Genomic DNA, 16,146 nt, shown 5'->3' with positions numbered 1-16,146 from the left:
TGGTGCTGGCCACCAAGGAGTGATCGCCCTGCCCCATGCAGGCACTGGATAATCGCGCAAAACATGGCATGATCGCGACGCCAGCCGTGGACGAATCGCGACATGCCCGAATACGACGCCTCACCCGACCCGAACCAGCCGCGGCTGCGCATCGGCTTTCTGCTGACCCCGCGTTTCACGCTGTCGGCCTTTGCCACATTCGTGGACGTGCTGCGCCTGGCCGCCGATGACGGCGACGGCTCGCGGCCGATCCGCTGCCGCTGGCGGGTGCTTTCCCCCGACATGGCGCCGGTGCAGTCCTCCTGCGGGATGCGCATCGAACCCGAGGAGCGGCTGGGCGACCCGGCGCGCTTCGACTACATCATCACCGTCGGCGGGCTGATCGACGGCGGCCCCGGCCTTTCGCCGGATCAGGCCGCCTTCCTGCGCCGGGCGGCGGCAGCGCGGGTGTCGCTGGGCGGGCTTTGCACCGGGGTGTTCGCCATGGCCCGGATCGGGTTGATGGACGGTTACCGCTGCTGCGTCAGCTGGTTCCACCACCAGGATTTCCTGGCCGAGTTCGAGAAGATGCGCCCGGTCTCGGACCAGATCTTCGTCGTGGACCGCGACCGGCTTTCCTGCTCGGGCGGGGTCAGCGCCGCGCATCTGGCGGCCTTCCTGATCGACCGCCACCTGGGCCGGGCGGCGGCACGCAAGGCGCTGTCGATCCTGATGATCGACGAGCCGATGGAGGGCGACCGCCCCCAGCCCGGCCTGCCGCTGGAGCTGAATGCCCGCGACCCGCTGGTGCGCCGCGCCCTGCTGGCCATGCAGCAGAACCTGCACGCGCCCCTGCCCATCGCCCGCATCGCCCGCGACCTGGGCGTCGGCCGGCGCAAGCTGGAGCGGCATTTCAACGCCGACCTCGGCATCCCGCCCGCCGATGCCTCGATCCGCATCCGGCTGGCACAGGCCCGGATGCTGCTGGCGCGCACCGACCGCACCGTGACCCGCATCGCCGAGGAAACCGGCTTCTGTGACGCCTCGCATCTGATCCGGGTCTTCCGCGAGACCGAGGGCACCACGCCCGACCTCTGGCGCCAGAGCCGCGACATTCTGGCTGCGGACGCGCTTTAGGCCGCAGCGCGCGTTGCTTCCGCCCAGCCTGCAACCGCCGCCGATCCTTCGCATAATGGCGGCGTTTTTCGCATGAGCATGGGAGCAAGACATGCCGAACAAAGCCACAGTCCGGGGCCTGCTGATCGACGCCAGCCTCGCCCCCATCGCCGGGGGCAAGATCGTCGCCACGCTGGTCGGGTCCGACGTGTTCGAGGATGGGGTGCGGGTGGTGACGCAGAAGGTCGAGGCCACCACCGACGCGCAGGGCGCATGGTCGCTGCCGCTGATCGTCAATGCCGAGGGCGCCGCGGCCGGCACCAGCTGGACCATCGAGGGTTACGACCCCTATATCGCCAAGGTCTTCGAGCTGAAATCGCTGTTCATCGCCACGCCGCTGGCGATCACCCTGGCCGATCTGGAAAAGACCAGCGCGCAGAACCTGAGGGCGGCCAGAGAGGGCGATGCGGCGCGGCTGATCGTGACGGCGAGCCATGACGCATACGAGGCCCTGCCGGCCGACCGCAAACGCGGCAATGACATCGTGCTGATCAAGGCGGCCTGACATCCCGGCACCCCACCTGAAGGCGGCCGTATCACCTGCGATGTTCAGGGGGAAATGGTAGCGGAGGAGGGATTTGAACCCCCGACACAAGGATTATGATTCCTCTGCTCTAACCAGCTGAGCTACTCCGCCACGGAGTGGGTGCGATTTACGGCGGGCGGCTGGGGGCGTCAAGGGCTCTCGAACAGTTTTCCGCAAGTTTTTCCGTGCCGTCCCCGTCGCATGGCGGACCCCGAAAAAACAGCGCGCCCGCCTTCGGGAAACCGGGGCGGGCGCTCGCATGAAAGCCGCTTGCGGATCAGACCGCGATGCCGTTGCGGCCGGCCAGATCGGTGAAGAACTGCCAGGCCACCCGCCCCGAGCGCGAGCCCCGCGTCGCCTGCCATTCGATGGCTTCGGCGCGCAACTGGTCCTCGGCGATCTGCAGCCCATAGGCATCGCAATAGCCGCGCACCATGGCCAGGTATTCGTCCTGCGAGCAGGGATGGAACCCCAGCCACAACCCAAAGCGATCCGACAGCGACACCTTCTCCTCGACCGCCTCGCCGGGATGGATCGCGGTCGAACGCTCGTTGTCGATCATGTCGCGCGGCATCAGGTGGCGGCGGTTCGAGGTGGCGTACAGGATCACGTTGGACGGCCGGCCCGAGATGCCGCCATCCAGAACCGCCTTGAGCGACTTGTACTGGGTGTCGTCATGGCTGAAGGACAGGTCGTCGGAAAACAGCAGGAAGCGCCGGTCCCGCGCCCGGCCCAGGATCGCCAGCAGCCGGCCGACCGTGCCCAGATCCTCGCGCGCGATCTCGACCAGCACCAGCGGCAGGCCCTGGCGCACCGCCTCGGCATGGGCGGCCTTCACGAGCGAGCTCTTGCCCATCCCGCGCGAGCCCCACAGCAGCGCATTGTTCGCCGCATGGCCCCGGGCGAATTGCAGCGTATTGGCCAGAAGCGTGTCTCGGGCGCGGTCGATGCCGATCAGCTGCACCAGATCGACGCGGTTGACCTCTTCGACCGGCTCCAGCCGGTCGGGGTCGGGATGCCAGACATAAGCCGTCGCCTCGCTGAAGCTCGGTTCCGGCGCCGGCGGCGGCGCCATGCGCTCCAGCGCCTGCGCGATTCGGTTCAGCACCGCATCAGACATCGGCCTGCTCCTCCAGCGCGCGCTTCCTCTCGATGCGGCGCACCAGGAAGATCGAGGTCTCGTAAAGCCCGTAGATCACCGAGAACAGCACGATCTGGCTGATGACATCGGGCGGCGTCACCATGGCCGCCAGCACCAGGATCACCACCACGGCATAGCGGCGCACGCTGGCCAGCCCTTCCGAGGACACCAGCCCCGCCTTGCCCATCAGGGTCAGCGCCACCGGCAGCTGGAAGGACAGGCCGAAGGCCAGGATGAACTTGGTGGTCAGCGTCAGGTATTCCTCGACCGAGCCCTGGAAAACGATGCCGGCCCAGGGTTCCTTGGCGGCATCGGCCGGCGCCACGGCGGCCCCGGCCGCGGCGGTCGCAGCGGTCGCTGCGGCGGCGGGATCGTCCGGCAGCGCCAGCGGCCCCTGCTGGAAGCCCAGGAAGAAGTCGAAGGCCCAGGGCAGGATGATGTAATAGGCGAAGGCCGCGCCCAGCAGGAACATCACCGGCGAGGCGACCAGGAAGGGCAGCAGCGCGTTCTTTTCGCTGCGATAGAGTCCCGGCGCCACGAAACGCCACAGCTGATAGCCGACCACCGGAAAGGCCAGCACGAAACCGCCGAAGAAGGCGATGCGCATGGCGACGAAGAAGCCTTCCTGCAGCTTCAGCAGGATCAGGCCGCAGGTCTGGCCGCGCTTTTCAAGCGCATGGCAGATCGGCTGGGTCAGGAAGTCGAAGATCGGGTTCCAGACGAAATAGCACAGCACCATCGCCACCACGAAGGCCAGCACCGACCAGATCAGCCGGGTGCGCAGCTCCTTCAGGTGCTCGATCAGCGGCGCGGAGGAATCGTCGATATCGTCCGGCTTGGCAGTTTTTGTCGCCACGGATCGGCCTCTCCTGTCAGTCTTGTCACGCGCGGTCCGAGCGGCGCACCGCATGCAGGCGCCGGCGCCCGTCGGCGGTCTCCGGCGCCTCTTCGGCCGCGACCGGCGGGGCGACGACGCCCGGCGCGGGCGGCAGGGCCGCAGCGGGCGGGGCGGCGGGCGCGTCGCCGCCATTCGCCGCGGGGGCAGCCGGCTTCGGCGCCGCGGGATCGGGCAGCGGCGCCTTGCCGGCCTGATCCTTGGGGTTCAGCGGATCCCATTTCTCGAAACGCTCGGTCGCACGCTCCAGCGCGTCAAGGCCAAGCCCGCGTTTCGAGGTCAGCGTGTTCACGTCCTTGAGCGTCTTGGCCGCGTCATCCAGGCCCGAGGATTTGGCGGCATCCTCCATGGCGCTGCTGAACTCGCGCGCCATCGACCGCGCGCGCGCGGTGATCCGGCCCAGCGTGTGGAACAGCTTGGGCAGGTCCTCGGGGCCAATGACGATCAGCGCCACCACGCCGATCAGCAGAAGCTCGCTCCAGCCGATATCCAACATGCGCGCCGGACCGGGGGATCAGAGCTTGGTCGTGTCGTTCGGCGTCACGTCGCGCAGCGAGCTGTCGGCCGCCGTCCGGGCACGTTCTGCCTCGAACTTGGCGCGCTCGGCGGCCAGCTCAGCGCGGGCACGGTCGATGTCGTCGGTGGTCTTCATCTCGACCTCCTTGACCTCGCTGCGCGCCGCCGCATCGCCTTCCTCGCTGCCTTCCTTCACGCCTTTCTTGAAGGCGGTGATGCCCTTGCCGACCTCGCCCATCAGGGACGAGACCTTGCCGCGCCCGAAAAGGACCAGAACGACGATGGCGATCAGCAATAGCGCCATCGGTGAAGGTGCGTGCATGTCTTTACCTCCGTGGCAGGGCCCGAAAGCCTTGCGTGTCTTCACATGCTTCCCGATATAGGTGCGGAACGCGCCTCACGAAACCCCCAATTCCGTGATCGGACGCATTGACGCGCCGCCGCGCTTCCCCCCGCGCATGAAGCGGGCCATATTGCGGAAACCATGGACCCTGTTCAGATCGTCAGCGCCTTTGTCACGCTTTTCGTGGTGATCGACCCGGTGGGGCTGGTGCCGCTGTTCATCGCGCTGACCCGCGACATGGCGCCGCAACGCCGCCGCCGAATCGGCTGGCGGGCGCTGGCGGTGGCGGCGGGGCTGATGACGCTGTTCGGTCTGGCGGGCGAGGCGATCCTGCAGGGCATCGACATCTCGCTGCCGGCCTTTCGCATCGCCGGCGGGCTGCTGCTGTTCCTGACCGCGCTCGACATGCTGTTCGAGCGGCGCACCGAACGGCGCGAGGGCCAGGCCCGGGACGATGACGACGACCCGTCGGTCTTTCCGCTGGCGACGCCGCTGCTGGCCGGGCCGGGGGCGCTGGCGACCATGATCCTGCTGGTGGGACAGGACCAGAGTCCGGTTCACACCCTGATGATCCACCTGGCCATGCTGGCGGTCTTGGGCATCGCCGCGGCGCTTTTCGCCATGGCGGGGCCGATCGCCCGGTTGCTGGGGCGCACCGGGACCATGGTGGTCACCCGGCTTTTCGGCATGCTGTTGGCGGCGCTCTCGATCCAGTTCGTGATCGACGGGCTCAAGGGAACGGGACTGTTCTGATGGGCGAAGAATTCGGCCGCACGGCCTATCTTGTATTGCTGCTCGTCGCGGTGGGCGGCTTCCTGCTGGTCGAGCTGCGCGCCCGGCCGGGCAAGACCCTGCGCCAGGCGGCGGCCTGGGGCCTGATCTTCATGGGCGCCCTGGCACTGGCCGGCCTGTGGGAGGACATCCGCAACACCGTCTCGCCGCAGGCCCGGATGCTCGAGGGCGGCCGGGTCGAGGTGCCGCTGGGCAATGACGGCCATTTCCACCTGACGGCCGAGGTGAACGGCATCCCGGTCCGCTTCGTCATCGACACCGGCGCCACCACCATCGCGCTGGGGCCGCGCGACGCCGGGCGCGTCGGCATCGACCCCGACAGCCTCGGCTATGTCGGCCAGGCCCGGACCGCGAACGGCATCATCGAGACCGCGCCCGTCACCCTCGACAGCGTGACCCTGGGCGAAATCCACGACAGCCGCGTCCCGGCCATGGTGCTGCGCAGCGATCTCGATCAATCGCTGATGGGCATGTCCTACCTGTCGCGCTTCGCCCGCGTCAGCATCGAGGGCAACCGCCTGATCCTGGAACGCTGACGGCTTTCTCCGTTTTCCAAATACCCCGGGGGGAGCGCGGCACGCGCGGGGGGCAGCGCCCCCCTTACTGCTTGCGCTCCCAGCGGCCGCCGGCCTCGGACCAGTATTCCGCCGGCACGCCCTCGGCCGTCAGCGCCCGCCATTGCGCGCGGGCGCGGTCCAGCGCCTCGGGGTCGTTGCCGTCGAACAGGATGCAGGCCCGCTCCAGCGCCGCGCATTCCGCCCCCGAGACCTCGACGCCCTCCAGCGCGATCAGGCAGCGCGCCGCATTCGCCGCCGCCTGCCCCTCGACGGTCAGCAACACCGGCTGGCGGGCATCATGCGGCCCGCCGGCCAGGCCATGCGGCAGGAAGCCCTCGCCCAGCCACAGCGTCTCGTCCAGCGCCACCTGGCGGGCGCGGTCCCTGCCCCGCAGCTCGACCCGCCAGCCGGCCTGCAGGCTCTTGCCGATCAGCATCGGCAAGAGCTGGCCCGGCCCCGAACGGGTCAAATGATAGAACAGGGCCGAGCCCATCACCTGCCCTCGAAGCGGTCGCGCACCAGCCGGTCCAGGGTCATGACGCCCCAGCCGCTCGCACCCTTGGGCGCCAGCGCCGTTTCGGAAGGCGGCAGCGCCACGCCGGCGATGTCCAGATGCACCCAGGGCGTGCCCTCGCGCACGAAGCGCTGCAGGAACTGCGCCGCGGTGATCGAGCCGGCCGCACGCCCGCCGGTGTTCTTGATATCGGCCAGGCGCGAGTCGATCAGCTTGTCATAGCCCGGCCCCAGCGGCAGGCGCCAGGCGCCCTCGCCCTCGGTCTTGGCGGCGGCCAGCACCGCATCGGCGAAGGCGTCGTCGTTCGAGAACACGCCGGCATTGTCATGGCCCAGCGCGATGATCACCGCCCCGGTCAGCGTCGCCAGATCCACCATCGCCGCGGGCTTGAAGCGGTCCTGCGCGTACCAGAGCACATCGGCCAGCACCAGCCGGCCCTCGGCATCGGTGTTGATCACCTCGATCGTGTCGCCCTTCATGGATTTCACGATGTCGCCGGGACGCTGGGCGCGACCGTCGGGCATGTTCTCGACCAGGCCGACCAGACCCACGACATTGGCCCGCGCCCGGCGCAGCGCCAGGGTCCGCATGACGCCCGCGACCACGCCGGCGCCGCCCATGTCCATGGTCATCTCTTCCATGCCGGCGGCGGGCTTGATCGAGATGCCGCCGGTGTCGAAGACCACGCCCTTGCCGACCAGCGCCAGCGGCGCCGCCTCGCCGCCGCCGTTCCAGCGCATCACCACGACCTTGGACGGGCTTTCCGAGCCCTGCCCCACGCCCAAGAGCGCCCGCATCCCCAGCCGTGCCAGCTCGTCCTCCTCCAGTACCTCGACTTCAAGGCCCAGCTCGCGCATGGCCAGCAGCCGGTCGGCGAAATCGCTGGTGGTCAGCACGTTGGCCGGCTCGTTCACCAGGTCGCGGGTGAAGAACACGCCCTCGGCCACCGCGGCGCCATCGCCGGCCGCGCGGGCCAGCGCCTCGGGATCCTTGTGCATGAACACCACCCTGCCGCGCGGCTTGGCACCGGGCGCCGATTCGGCGGCGCGGGCGCCACCATCGGCCGCATCCGACAGCCGCGCATCCTCGGCCGCCCCGCTGCGGCTGGTGGTCACGGCCGGCTCGGCCGGCGCGTCGCCTTCGGGCACGCCATTCCCCGGGCCGGCGCCGTTTCCGGATGGCTTCGTCTTGTAGGCCGAGAAATCATAGGCGCGCAGCGCCAGCCCCAGCGCCACCTCGGCCGCGCGCGGATGGTTGCCGGCCACCACCAGCGTATCGGCCTTGCCCAGTTTCGCGCCGATGCTCGCCCCGGCGGCGCGCGCCGTGGCCGTGTCGGCATTCTGCGGCAGGGACACCAGCTGCAGCGCCTCGGCCTTCAGCCCGGAGGGAAAGGCCAGTTCCAGCGCCTTGCCGGGTTTCACCGCCTTCCAGGCCTCGGATTCCAGCGCCCGGACCGCCGCTTCGCGCGTGCCGCGCGGCAGCCCGCCCGGCAGCCGCCCGGTCTGCGGCACCAGGATGGCGATCCGGCCCGGCCGCGAGGCAAGCTCGGTTAGGTCCGTCGCCGTGAAGGAAATTTCGACCGGGTGCGTCATGATCCTGCCTTTCGCGTTGATCCGTCTTCGGCGAAAACTAGTCGCGCAACCCCGCCTTGACCAGAGCCGGGGCTTTCCCAATCCCCGCGCAGCCGCTAATCAATCTGGATCCGAGCCGCTGAAAGCCCCCATGCCCCGCATCGACCGATACATCCTGTCGCAGCTTTTGACCCTGTTCGGGTTCTTTGCGCTGGTGCTTGTCTCGGTTTACTGGATCAACCGCGCCGTGTCGCTGTTCGAGCAGCTGATCTCGGACGGGCAGACGGCGCTGGTGGTGCTGGAATTCACCGCGCTGACCCTGCCGCTGGTGATCTCGGCCGTGCTGCCCATCGCCGCCTTCGCCGCCAGCGCCTATGGCACCAACCGGCTGGCCTCGGAATCCGAGCTGGTGGCGATGCAGGCGGCGGGCATGTCGCCCTGGCGGCTGGCGCGGCCGGTCCTCGTCTTCGGCGTGCTGGTGGCGCTGATGGTGGCGCTGCTGGTGCATGCGCTGGTGCCGATGGCGCGCGGGCGGCTGACCGACCGCCAGGCCGAGATCGCCCAGAACGTCACCGCGCAATTCCTGCGCGCCGGCAGCTTCCAGTACCCGGTGCGCGGCGTGACGCTGTACATCAGCGAGATCGCGGCCGACGGCCGGCTGATCTATTTCTTCCTCGAGGATGCGCGCGACCCCGCGAACCAGACCACCTATACCGCGACCGAGGCGCTGCTGGTCCGCACCGATGCCGGCCCGCGGCTGGTGATGATGCAGGGCATGGTGCAGAACCTGCGCCGCACCGGCGAACGGCAAAGCCTGTCGGTCACCCGCTTTTCCGAGCTGGCCTATGACCTCGGCTTGCTGATCGACCCGGCGGTCAGCCGCAAGCGCGACCTGCGTGCCTATCCGACGCTGCGGCTGCTGGACCCCGACCCGGAACTGCTGGCCGCCACCGGCGCCACCGCCGACAAGGCCCTGGCCGAGGCGCATGAGCGGCTGGCGAAGCCGCTGCAGGCGCCGGTGGCGGCGATGCTGGGCTTTGCCATGCTGCTTCTGGGCGGGTTCAGCCGCTTCGGGGTCTGGCGGCAGGTGATCTGGGCGGTGATCGCGCTGATCGTCGTGCAATTTCTCAGCACCGCGGCCGAGAACCAGGTGGCGGGCGACGCCTCGCGCTGGCCGTTGATATATGTCTCGCCGCTGCTGGGGGCGGCGGCCTGCGTGACGGTGCTGTGGCTGGCCGCCCGGCCGCGCCGGCTGCGCAGCGAGAGCGGGGGGGCCGCGGCATGATCCTTTCAGCCTATGTGGCGCGGCGCTTCCTGCGCATGTTCGTGCTGATCGCCGCCATTTTCGGCGCCATCCTGTTCCTGATCGACATCGTCGAGCAGATCCGCCGCTTTTCGGACGAGAATATCGGCCTGTCCGGCGCGGCGGTGCTGTCGCTTCTGAACATCACCGCCAGCTTCTATTCCATCCTGCCGCTGATGACGGTTCTGGCGGGGATCGCGCTGTTTCTCAGCCTGTCGCGCAGCTCGGAACTGGTGGCGATCCGGGCCTCGGGCCGCTCGGCCCTGCGGGTGCTGGCGGCGCCGGCGGTCACGGCGGCGCTGGTCGGGATCCTGTCGGTCGCGGTGCTGAACCCGATGGTGGCGGGCACCTCGAAACGCTATGACGACGCGGTGGCGCGGATGAAAAGCGGCGGCGGTCAGACGATCAGCGTCGGCGACAGCGCCGTCTGGCTGCGCCAGGCGCTGCCGATGACCGGGCCGGGCGGGGCCGAGACCCCGGGCCAGGTGGTGATCCAGGCCAGCCGGGCCAGCGCCGACGCCACCACGCTTTACGACGCCACCTTCATGATCTTCGCGCCCGACCAGGGACCGACCCGCCGCATCGACGCCCGCCAGGCGCGGCTGACCGAGGGGGCCTGGCTGCTCAGCGAGGTCAAGGAATGGCCGCTGACCCAGCCCAATCCCGAGGCGATGGCCCGCACCGCGGCCGAGCTGACGCTGCCGACCGACCTGACCGCCGCGCGCATCCGCGACAGTTTCGGCAAGCCCGAGGCGATCCCGATCTGGCAGCTTCCGGCCTTCATCAAGGGGCTGGAGCGCGCCGGCTTTTCCGCCCAGCGCCACAAGGTCTGGTTCCAGATGGAGCTGGCGCGGCCGCTGCTGATGGCGGCCATGGTGGCGCTGGCCGCGGTCTTCACCATGCGGCACATGCGCGGGCGCAAGATGGGGCTTCTGGTGCTGGCCGGTTTCGGCTGCGGCATCGCGCTGTTCTTCCTGCGCAACCTGGCGCAGGTGCTGGGCGACAATGGCGGCATCCCGCCGGTGCTGGCCGGCTGGGCGCCGCCCATCGTGGCGCTGTTCCTTGCCCTGGGGGCATTATTGCGGCTGGAGGACGGTTGATGGCGCGCAAGCGACAAAACGGCGGCGGCACGGCCCGCGCGGCCCTGCTGGCGGCGGTCCTGCCGGGGCTGGGCCTGCCCGGCATCGCCCTGGGCCAGAGCCTGACCCCCGACGGCCAGACCCTGCCGATCTATGGCGAGACCGGCAGCCTGTTCGAGGGGCCCTCGGGTCCGGCGCTGGCGCCGACCGAGGATTCCGACAGCAATGCCCGCTTTGCCGACGGCACCGAGGCCTCGCAGACGCCCTCGGTGGCGCGGCCCGGTTCGGTGCGCATCCAGGGCAGCGGCGACGGGGACGCGGCCAGCCCGGCCACGCTGCTGGCCGACCAGGTGACGCTGGATGCCGAGAACCGGCTGACCGCCTCGGGGGGCGTGGTGATCTGGCATCGCGGCGCGCGGCTGATCGCCTCGCGGGTGATCTACGACAACGACACCGGTTCGGCGGTGATCGAGGGACCGATCCACCTGACCGAGCCCGCCCGCGCCGGCACGCCGCAGGAAACCATCGTCATCGCCGACAGCGCGCAGCTGGACCCGAACATGCAGGACGGCATCCTGCGCGGCGCCCGGCTGGTTCTGGCGCGCGAGATGCAGCTGGCGGCGCGGCAGATGCGCCGCAGCGAGAACGGCGCCGTGACCCGGCTGGACAATGTCGTCGCCTCGAGCTGCCAGATCTGCGCCGAAAACCCGATTCCGCTATGGGAGATCCGCGCCCGCTCGATCACCCACGACACCCGCACCCGCAAGCTGCATTTCGACCACCCGCAGTTCCGCGCCCTGGGTCTGCCGATCGCCAGCCTGCCCTGGCTGACGGCGCCCGACCCGACCGTCGAGCGGATGACGGGTTTCCTGCGGCCGCAGTTCCGCACCACCTCGGGGCTCGGCTTCGGCATCAAGCTGCCGTATTTCATCACCCTGGGCGATCATGCCGACCTGACGGTGACGCCTTATGTCGCCGCCTCGCGCACCCGGACGCTGGAGCTGCGCTATCGCCAGGCCTTCCACAACGGTGCCATGGAGTGGAACGGCGCCGTCTCGCGCGACGACATCGAGCAGGGCGAGACCCGCGGCTACCTGTTCGGCGCCGGTCGCTTCGAGCTGCCGCGCGGCTACCTGCTGGGCTTCCAGATCCAGATGGCCAGCAACCGCGCCTATCTGCTGGATTACGACATCTCGGACGCCGACCGGCTGTGGAGCGGCATCACCCTGGACCGGGTGCGCCGCGACCGCATGGTGATGGCCCGGATCGGCAATTACGAATCTCTGCGCGACGACGAGCCGGACGAGTTCACCCCCTCGGTCGTGGCCGATGCGCTGTGGAAGCGGCGCTGGATCCCGGACCGCATCGGCGGCATCGCCAGCCTGGAATGGTCGCTGCACGCGCATCGCCGTTCTTCCTCTGCGGACAAGGTCGGCCGCGACATGGCGCGCGGCTCGGTCGGCCTGGACTGGCAGCGCAGCGAGATCCTGCCGGGCGGCGTCCTGGGCAAGGTCGAAGGCCGGGTCGATGCCGACCTCTATCGCATTAACCAGGACAGCGATTACGAGGACTGGGTGATGCGCGCCGATCCGACGCTGGCGGCCGAACTGCGCTGGCCGCTCGCGCGTCATTCCGGCGGGGTCACCCATATCATCGAGCCGGTCGCGCAGCTGATCTGGTCGCCCGAGCGCGAGGCCGAGGACGACGTGCCGAACGAGGACAGCCGGCTGATCGAGTTCGACGAGGGCAACCTGTTCTCGCTGGACCGCTTTCCCGGCTGGGACGCGCGCGAGTCGGGCTTCCGCGCCAATCTGGGCCTGAGCTGGACCCGGATCGACCCGACCGGCTGGTCGATCGGCCTGACCGCCGGCCGTGTGTTCCGCACCGATCCGGACCCGGCCTTCGCCTATATCGACGGATCCGACAACCCGGCCTTCACCGGCCCGCAGGGCAAGACGCGCTCGGACTGGCTGCTCTCGGCCACCTATCAGGGCGCGAACGGGCTGGCGCTGGTGAACCGGGCGCTGTTCGACGACAGTTTCTCGATCAGCCGCAACGAATTGCGGCTGGGCTGGTTCCAGCCCGGCCTGCAGGTCTCGGCCGGCTATCTCTGGCTCGATTCGGATGAAAGCGAGAATCGCCGGCGGGACGTCTCGGAACTGACCATGGCCGGGGGCTGGCAGATGGCGCAGGGCTGGTGGGCCACGACCGAGGCCCGCTACGACTTCACCGCCGACCGCGCACAAAAGGCGCAGCTGGGGCTGGAATACCGCAACGAATGCGTCACCGTGGAAATGTCGGTGCAGCGGCGCTTCACCTCCTCGGACGAGCTGCGGCCCGATACCAGTTTCGACCTGGGCATCCGCCTGGGCGGCTTCGGCCAGCAAAAGGCCGGCCCGGGAACGGTGGCGCGTCGCGCCTGCCTGCGCTAATGTCCGGCAAAACCATGCGGCGAGGGAGCTGATGCGGCGAATTCTTCTGGGGGCGGCGATGGCCGCGATGCTGGCCGGGAACGGGGTTTCCCCGGCCCTTGCGCAGGGCAATCCGTTCCAGCCGCTGGTCTATGTGAACGATTCGGCCGTCACCCGCTACGAGCTCGACCAGCGCGTGCGCTTCATGCAGCTGCTGCGGGCCCCCGAATCCGATCCGGCCTCGGCCGAAAAGGCGTTGATCGACGACCGACTGCGGCTGTCCGCGGCCAGGCAGATGGGCATCACCCCCAGCGACGAGCAGATCGACGCCGGCCTGGCGGAATTCGCCGGCCGCGCCAATCTGGGCGTCGAGGAATTCACTGGCCAACTGGCCCGCGCCGGCGTCGAGCGCCAAGCCTTCCGCGACTTCATCTCGGCCGGCGTGGTCTGGCGCGAGGTGGTGCGCCAGCGCGTGGTGCCGCAGGTCCGGGTCACCGATGCCGAGATCGAGCAGGAACTGCAGAAGATCATCGAGACGCCGCGCACCACCCATGTCGCGCTGTCCGAACTGATCATCCCCGCCCCGCCGGGCGAGGAGGCGCGGGCGATGCAGATCGCGGAATCGCTGGTGCAGAACGTGCGCTCCGAGGGCGATTTCGCCGCCGCGGCCCGGCGCTATTCGGCGACGCCCTCGGCAGAAAGCGGCGGCCGCCTGCCCTGGACGCCGCTGGCCAATCTGCCGCCGGCGCTGCAGCCCATCATTCTGTCGATGAAACCGGGCCAGATCAGCCAGCCGCTGACCGTTCAGGGCGCGGTGGTGCTGTTCTTCCTGCGCGACACCCGCGGCACGCTGCGCCCCGGCGCCCGCGAGCAGGTGCTGGATTTCGTCCGCTTCCGCCTGTCGAGCGCCGAGGAGGCGAACCGCATCGCCGCCGTCTCGGACAGCTGCGCCGATCTGTTCGTCCATGCCCGCGGCCTGCCGGCCGAGCAGATCCAGCGCCAGACCCTGCCGCAGGGCCAGATCCCGACCGGCGAGGCGCTGCGCCTGGCGGTGCTGGACGACAACGAATCGACGGTGATCAGCTATGGCGGCGCGGTAACGCTGCTGATGCTGTGCAAGCGCGAACCGGCGCTGCTGGCCGCCGAAACCTCGCCGGCCGCCGTCCCGGTCACGGCCGGAGGGGCAGAGGGCGCCGAGGACGGACAGGCCGCGGCCCCCGATCCCGATGCGCTGCCCGGCCGCGACGAGGTGCGCAACATGATCTTCAACCGCAAGGTCGGACAGGCGGCCGAGAGCTATCTGGCCGAGCTGCGCTCGAATGCCATCATCCGCCGGCCGTGAGCCCGGGCAAGGCGGACCCGGGGCGCCTCGCCCCCGGGCCCCCGAAAGGATTTGGAAAACAGAGACAATGACGGAAGCGCGGCCGATCATCCTGACCTGCGGCGAGCCTGCCGGCGTCGGCCCGGAACTGGCGCCCAAGGCGCTGGCCTCGGGCGTGCCCTTCGTCTTTCTGGGCGATCCGCGGCATCTGCCCGAAGGAACCGCCTGGACCGAGGTGGATGCGCTGGCGCAACCGGTGGCTCCGGGCCTGCTGCCGGTTCTGCGCCATGATTTTCCGGCGCCGGCGGTGCCCGGACGGCCGGATCCCGCCAATGCGCGGGCGGTGATCGAGGTGATTGCCCGCGCCGTCGGTCTGGCCCTGTCCGGCGCGGCCGGCGGGATCTGCACCCTGCCGATCAGCAAGGCGGCGCTGAAGCGCGGCGCCGGCTTCGCCTTTCCCGGCCATACCGAATATCTGGCGCATCTGGCGGGCGATGTGCCGGTGGCGATGATGCTGGCCTCGACCACGGTGGAGCCGCCCTGCCGCGTCGTGCCGGTGACGATCCACATCGCGCTGCACGAGGTGCCGAAGGCGCTGACCCCGGCACTGCTGGAGCAGGCGATCCGCATCACCGACGCCGCCATGCGCCGCGATTTCGGCATCGCCGCTCCGCGGCTGGCCATTGCCGGGCTGAACCCCCATGCCGGCGAGAACGGCGTCATCGGCGACGAGGAAACCCGCTGGATCACGCCGCTGATCGCCCGGTTGCGCGGCGCGGGTTTCGGCCTGACCGGCCCGCTGCCCGCCGACACCATGTTCCACCCCGCGGCCCGCGCCCGCTATGACGCGGCGCTTTGCGCCTATCACGACCAGGCGCTGATCCCGATCAAGACCCTGGATTTCGCCGGCGGCGTGAACGTGACGCTGGGCCTGCCCTTCGTGCGCACCTCGCCCGACCACGGCACCGCCTTCGACATCGCCGGCCGGGGCATCGCCGACGCGCAAAGCGTCATCGCGGCGCTGCGCATGGCCCATGACATGGCGGGCCGGCGATGAGCGCGATCGACGGGCTGCCGCCGCTGCGCGAGGTGATCGCGCGGCACGAGTTGCGGGCGAAGAAACAACTGGGGCAGAATTTCCTGCTGGACCTGAACCTGACCGCCAAGATCGCGCGCGCGGCCGGCGATCTGTCGGGCTGCGACGTGATCGAGGTCGGGCCGGGGCCGGGCGGGCTGACCCGCGGGCTGCTGGCCGAGGGTGCGCGGCATGTGCTGGCCATCGAAAAGGACGAGCGCGCCCTGCCCGCCCTGGCCGAGATCGCCGCCGCCTATCCGGGCCGGCTGGAGGTCGTCCACGGCGATGCGCTGGAGGTCGATCCGCTGGCGCATCTGACGCCGCCGATCCGCATCGTGGCGAATCTGCCCTACAATGTCGGCACCGAGCTGCTGATCCGCTGGCTGACGCCGGCGGCCTGGCCGCCCTTCTGGCAGTCGCTGACGCTGATGTTCCAGAAGGAGGTGGCCGAGCGCATCGTGGCCCGGCCGGGCGGCAAGGCCTATGGCCGGCTGGCGGTGCTGGCGCAATGGCGCAGCGAGGCGCGGATCGTCATGACCCTGCCCCCCGAGGCATTCGTGCCGGCGCCCAAGGTGCATTCGGCGGTGGTGCAACTGACCGCCTTGCCCGAGCCGCGGTTTCCGGCCGATCCGGCGGTGCTGAACCGGGTGGTGGCGGCGGGTTTCAACCAGCGCCGCAAGATGCTGCGCGCCTCGCTGAAGGGGCTGCATCCGGCGATCGAGGATCTGCTGGTCGCCGCCGACATCGCCCCGACCGCCCGGCCCGAGGAGATCGGCCTGGAACAGTTCTGCGCGCTGGCGCGGGGACTGGCCGCCGCGCCGCGCTGAGGCTTATTCGCCGGATGCCTTTTCGGCCGGCTTCTTGCGGCTGCGCGGCGCGCGCGGCGTCGTGCTGGCGCCGGCGGCTGCGGCGCGGGTGCGCCGACGCGGCGCGGGCGCGGCCTCGCC

16 protein-coding genes and 1 tRNA gene are annotated in these 16,146 nt (G+C 69.9%); 10 read left to right on the top strand and 7 right to left on the bottom strand.

The features are described 5' to 3' along the window. The first annotated feature begins 102 nt into the window (after nucleotides 1-102). Nucleotides 103-1,116 carry a GlxA family transcriptional regulator gene (locus tag ACFOMP_RS07325; RefSeq protein WP_289894080.1) on the top strand — a complete coding sequence of 338 codons (1,014 nt, stop codon included), beginning with the start codon at nucleotides 103-105 and terminating at the stop codon, nucleotides 1,114-1,116. A 91-nt stretch (nucleotides 1,117-1,207) separates the two neighbouring features. Then, nucleotides 1,208-1,660: a hypothetical protein gene (locus tag ACFOMP_RS07320; protein ID WP_379029000.1), complete on the top strand. Its 453-nt coding sequence runs from the start codon at nucleotides 1,208-1,210 to the stop codon at nucleotides 1,658-1,660. A gap of 55 nt (nucleotides 1,661-1,715) precedes the next feature. Here the strand turns inward: ACFOMP_RS07320 and ACFOMP_RS07315 are convergent. From ACFOMP_RS07315 to ACFOMP_RS07295, 5 genes are all read right to left on the bottom strand, one after another. After that, nucleotides 1,716-1,792, bottom strand: a tRNA-Met gene (locus ACFOMP_RS07315). Between the two features lie 166 nt (nucleotides 1,793-1,958). Continuing rightward, a complete protein-coding gene (locus tag ACFOMP_RS07310) occupies nucleotides 1,959-2,801 on the bottom strand; it encodes an ATP-binding protein (protein ID WP_289894082.1) in 843 nt (280 codons plus the stop codon). Then, the gene (tatC, locus tag ACFOMP_RS07305) at nucleotides 2,794-3,678 is read right to left on the bottom strand and encodes a twin-arginine translocase subunit TatC (protein ID WP_289894083.1); all 885 of its coding nucleotides are present in this window, start codon (nucleotides 3,676-3,678) and stop codon (nucleotides 2,794-2,796) included. Before tatC ends, ACFOMP_RS07310 begins: the two co-directional genes overlap by 8 nt. 25 nt (nucleotides 3,679-3,703) lie before the next feature. Further along, nucleotides 3,704-4,213, bottom strand: a complete 510-nt coding sequence (gene tatB / locus ACFOMP_RS07300) for a Sec-independent protein translocase protein TatB (protein ID WP_379028996.1) — start codon at nucleotides 4,211-4,213, stop codon at nucleotides 3,704-3,706. 18 nt (nucleotides 4,214-4,231) lie between these two features. Continuing rightward, a complete protein-coding gene (locus ACFOMP_RS07295) occupies nucleotides 4,232-4,555 on the bottom strand; it encodes a twin-arginine translocase TatA/TatE family subunit (RefSeq protein ID WP_289894085.1) in 324 nt (107 codons plus the stop codon). 162 nt (nucleotides 4,556-4,717) lie between these two features. On the opposite strand from ACFOMP_RS07295, the gene ACFOMP_RS07290 reads away from it, so the two are divergent. Together ACFOMP_RS07290 and ACFOMP_RS07285 are read left to right on the top strand one after the other, a co-directional pair. Further along, nucleotides 4,718-5,329 carry a MarC family protein gene (locus tag ACFOMP_RS07290; protein ID WP_289894086.1) on the top strand — a complete coding sequence of 204 codons (612 nt, stop codon included), beginning with the start codon at nucleotides 4,718-4,720 and terminating at the stop codon, nucleotides 5,327-5,329. Next, nucleotides 5,329-5,904 carry a retropepsin-like aspartic protease family protein gene (locus tag ACFOMP_RS07285; protein ID WP_289894087.1) on the top strand — a complete coding sequence of 192 codons (576 nt, stop codon included), beginning with the start codon at nucleotides 5,329-5,331 and terminating at the stop codon, nucleotides 5,902-5,904. Before ACFOMP_RS07290 ends, ACFOMP_RS07285 begins: the two co-directional genes overlap by 1 nt. A 64-nt stretch (nucleotides 5,905-5,968) precedes the next feature. Here ACFOMP_RS07285 and ACFOMP_RS07280 read toward each other — a convergent pair whose 3' ends face one another. Then, entirely contained in the window at nucleotides 5,969-6,418 is a 450-nt protein-coding gene (locus ACFOMP_RS07280) for a DNA polymerase III subunit chi (RefSeq protein WP_289894088.1), read from the bottom strand. Next, nucleotides 6,418-8,031, bottom strand: a complete 1,614-nt coding sequence (locus ACFOMP_RS07275) for a leucyl aminopeptidase (protein ID WP_379028991.1) — start codon at nucleotides 8,029-8,031, stop codon at nucleotides 6,418-6,420. Before ACFOMP_RS07275 ends, ACFOMP_RS07280 begins: the two co-directional genes overlap by 1 nt. Before the next feature lie 130 nt (nucleotides 8,032-8,161). Here ACFOMP_RS07275 and lptF point away from each other — a divergent pair, with 130 nt between their 5' ends. The 6 genes from lptF to rsmA all read left to right on the top strand — a co-directional run bounded on the left by lptF (nucleotide 8,162) and on the right by rsmA (nucleotide 16,026). After that, on the top strand, nucleotides 8,162-9,295 hold the full coding sequence (lptF, locus tag ACFOMP_RS07270; protein ID WP_379028988.1) for an LPS export ABC transporter permease LptF: 1,134 nt from the start codon (nucleotides 8,162-8,164) through the stop codon (nucleotides 9,293-9,295). Next, complete coding sequence (gene lptG / locus ACFOMP_RS07265) at nucleotides 9,292-10,413, top strand: LPS export ABC transporter permease LptG (protein WP_289894091.1); 1,122 nt, start codon at nucleotides 9,292-9,294, stop codon at nucleotides 10,411-10,413. The genes lptF and lptG overlap by 4 nt, the downstream gene beginning before the upstream one ends. Then, nucleotides 10,413-12,824 carry an LPS-assembly protein LptD gene (locus ACFOMP_RS07260; RefSeq protein WP_379028985.1) on the top strand — a complete coding sequence of 804 codons (2,412 nt, stop codon included), beginning with the start codon at nucleotides 10,413-10,415 and terminating at the stop codon, nucleotides 12,822-12,824. The genes lptG and ACFOMP_RS07260 overlap by 1 nt, the downstream gene beginning before the upstream one ends. A gap of 31 nt (nucleotides 12,825-12,855) precedes the next feature. Further along, a complete protein-coding gene (locus ACFOMP_RS07255) occupies nucleotides 12,856-14,145 on the top strand; it encodes a peptidylprolyl isomerase (RefSeq protein ID WP_289894093.1) in 1,290 nt (429 codons plus the stop codon). A 67-nt stretch (nucleotides 14,146-14,212) separates the two neighbouring features. Further along, nucleotides 14,213-15,181, top strand: coding sequence for a 4-hydroxythreonine-4-phosphate dehydrogenase PdxA (pdxA, locus tag ACFOMP_RS07250; RefSeq protein WP_379028982.1), 969 nt, complete (start codon nucleotides 14,213-14,215; stop codon nucleotides 15,179-15,181). Then, nucleotides 15,178-16,026 carry a 16S rRNA (adenine(1518)-N(6)/adenine(1519)-N(6))-dimethyltransferase RsmA gene (gene rsmA, locus ACFOMP_RS07245; protein WP_379028979.1) on the top strand — a complete coding sequence of 283 codons (849 nt, stop codon included), beginning with the start codon at nucleotides 15,178-15,180 and terminating at the stop codon, nucleotides 16,024-16,026. Before pdxA ends, rsmA begins: the two co-directional genes overlap by 4 nt. Nucleotides 16,027-16,146 lie beyond the last annotated feature (120 nt).

This window comes from Paracoccus simplex (genome assembly GCF_042648325.1).
Lineage (GTDB): Bacteria > Pseudomonadota > Alphaproteobacteria > Rhodobacterales > Rhodobacteraceae > Paracoccus > Paracoccus simplex.
The sequence above is the reverse complement of the archived record's forward strand: the minus strand, read 5'-3'. Positions and strand labels throughout refer to the sequence as shown.

Coding starts and splice junctions, on each gene's coding strand:
- ACFOMP_RS07325 (WP_289894080.1), top strand. CDS start 103: ATGCCCGAATACGACGCCTCACCCGACCCGAACCAGCCGCGGCTGCGC.
- ACFOMP_RS07320 (WP_379029000.1), top strand. CDS start 1,208: ATGCCGAACAAAGCCACAGTCCGGGGCCTGCTGATCGACGCCAGCCTC.
- ACFOMP_RS07310 (WP_289894082.1), bottom strand. CDS start 2,801: ATGTCTGATGCGGTGCTGAACCGAATCGCGCAGGCGCTGGAGCGCATG.
- tatB (WP_379028996.1), bottom strand. CDS start 4,213: ATGTTGGATATCGGCTGGAGCGAGCTTCTGCTGATCGGCGTGGTGGCG.
- ACFOMP_RS07295 (WP_289894085.1), bottom strand. CDS start 4,555: ATGCACGCACCTTCACCGATGGCGCTATTGCTGATCGCCATCGTCGTT.
- ACFOMP_RS07290 (WP_289894086.1), top strand. CDS start 4,718: ATGGACCCTGTTCAGATCGTCAGCGCCTTTGTCACGCTTTTCGTGGTG.
- ACFOMP_RS07285 (WP_289894087.1), top strand. CDS start 5,329: ATGGGCGAAGAATTCGGCCGCACGGCCTATCTTGTATTGCTGCTCGTC.
- ACFOMP_RS07280 (WP_289894088.1), bottom strand. CDS start 6,418: ATGGGCTCGGCCCTGTTCTATCATTTGACCCGTTCGGGGCCGGGCCAG.
- ACFOMP_RS07275 (WP_379028991.1), bottom strand. CDS start 8,031: ATGACGCACCCGGTCGAAATTTCCTTCACGGCGACGGACCTAACCGAG.
- lptF (WP_379028988.1), top strand. CDS start 8,162: ATGCCCCGCATCGACCGATACATCCTGTCGCAGCTTTTGACCCTGTTC.
- lptG (WP_289894091.1), top strand. CDS start 9,292: ATGATCCTTTCAGCCTATGTGGCGCGGCGCTTCCTGCGCATGTTCGTG.
- ACFOMP_RS07260 (WP_379028985.1), top strand. CDS start 10,413: ATGGCGCGCAAGCGACAAAACGGCGGCGGCACGGCCCGCGCGGCCCTG.
- ACFOMP_RS07255 (WP_289894093.1), top strand. CDS start 12,856: ATGCGGCGAATTCTTCTGGGGGCGGCGATGGCCGCGATGCTGGCCGGG.
- pdxA (WP_379028982.1), top strand. CDS start 14,213: ATGACGGAAGCGCGGCCGATCATCCTGACCTGCGGCGAGCCTGCCGGC.
- rsmA (WP_379028979.1), top strand. CDS start 15,178: ATGAGCGCGATCGACGGGCTGCCGCCGCTGCGCGAGGTGATCGCGCGG.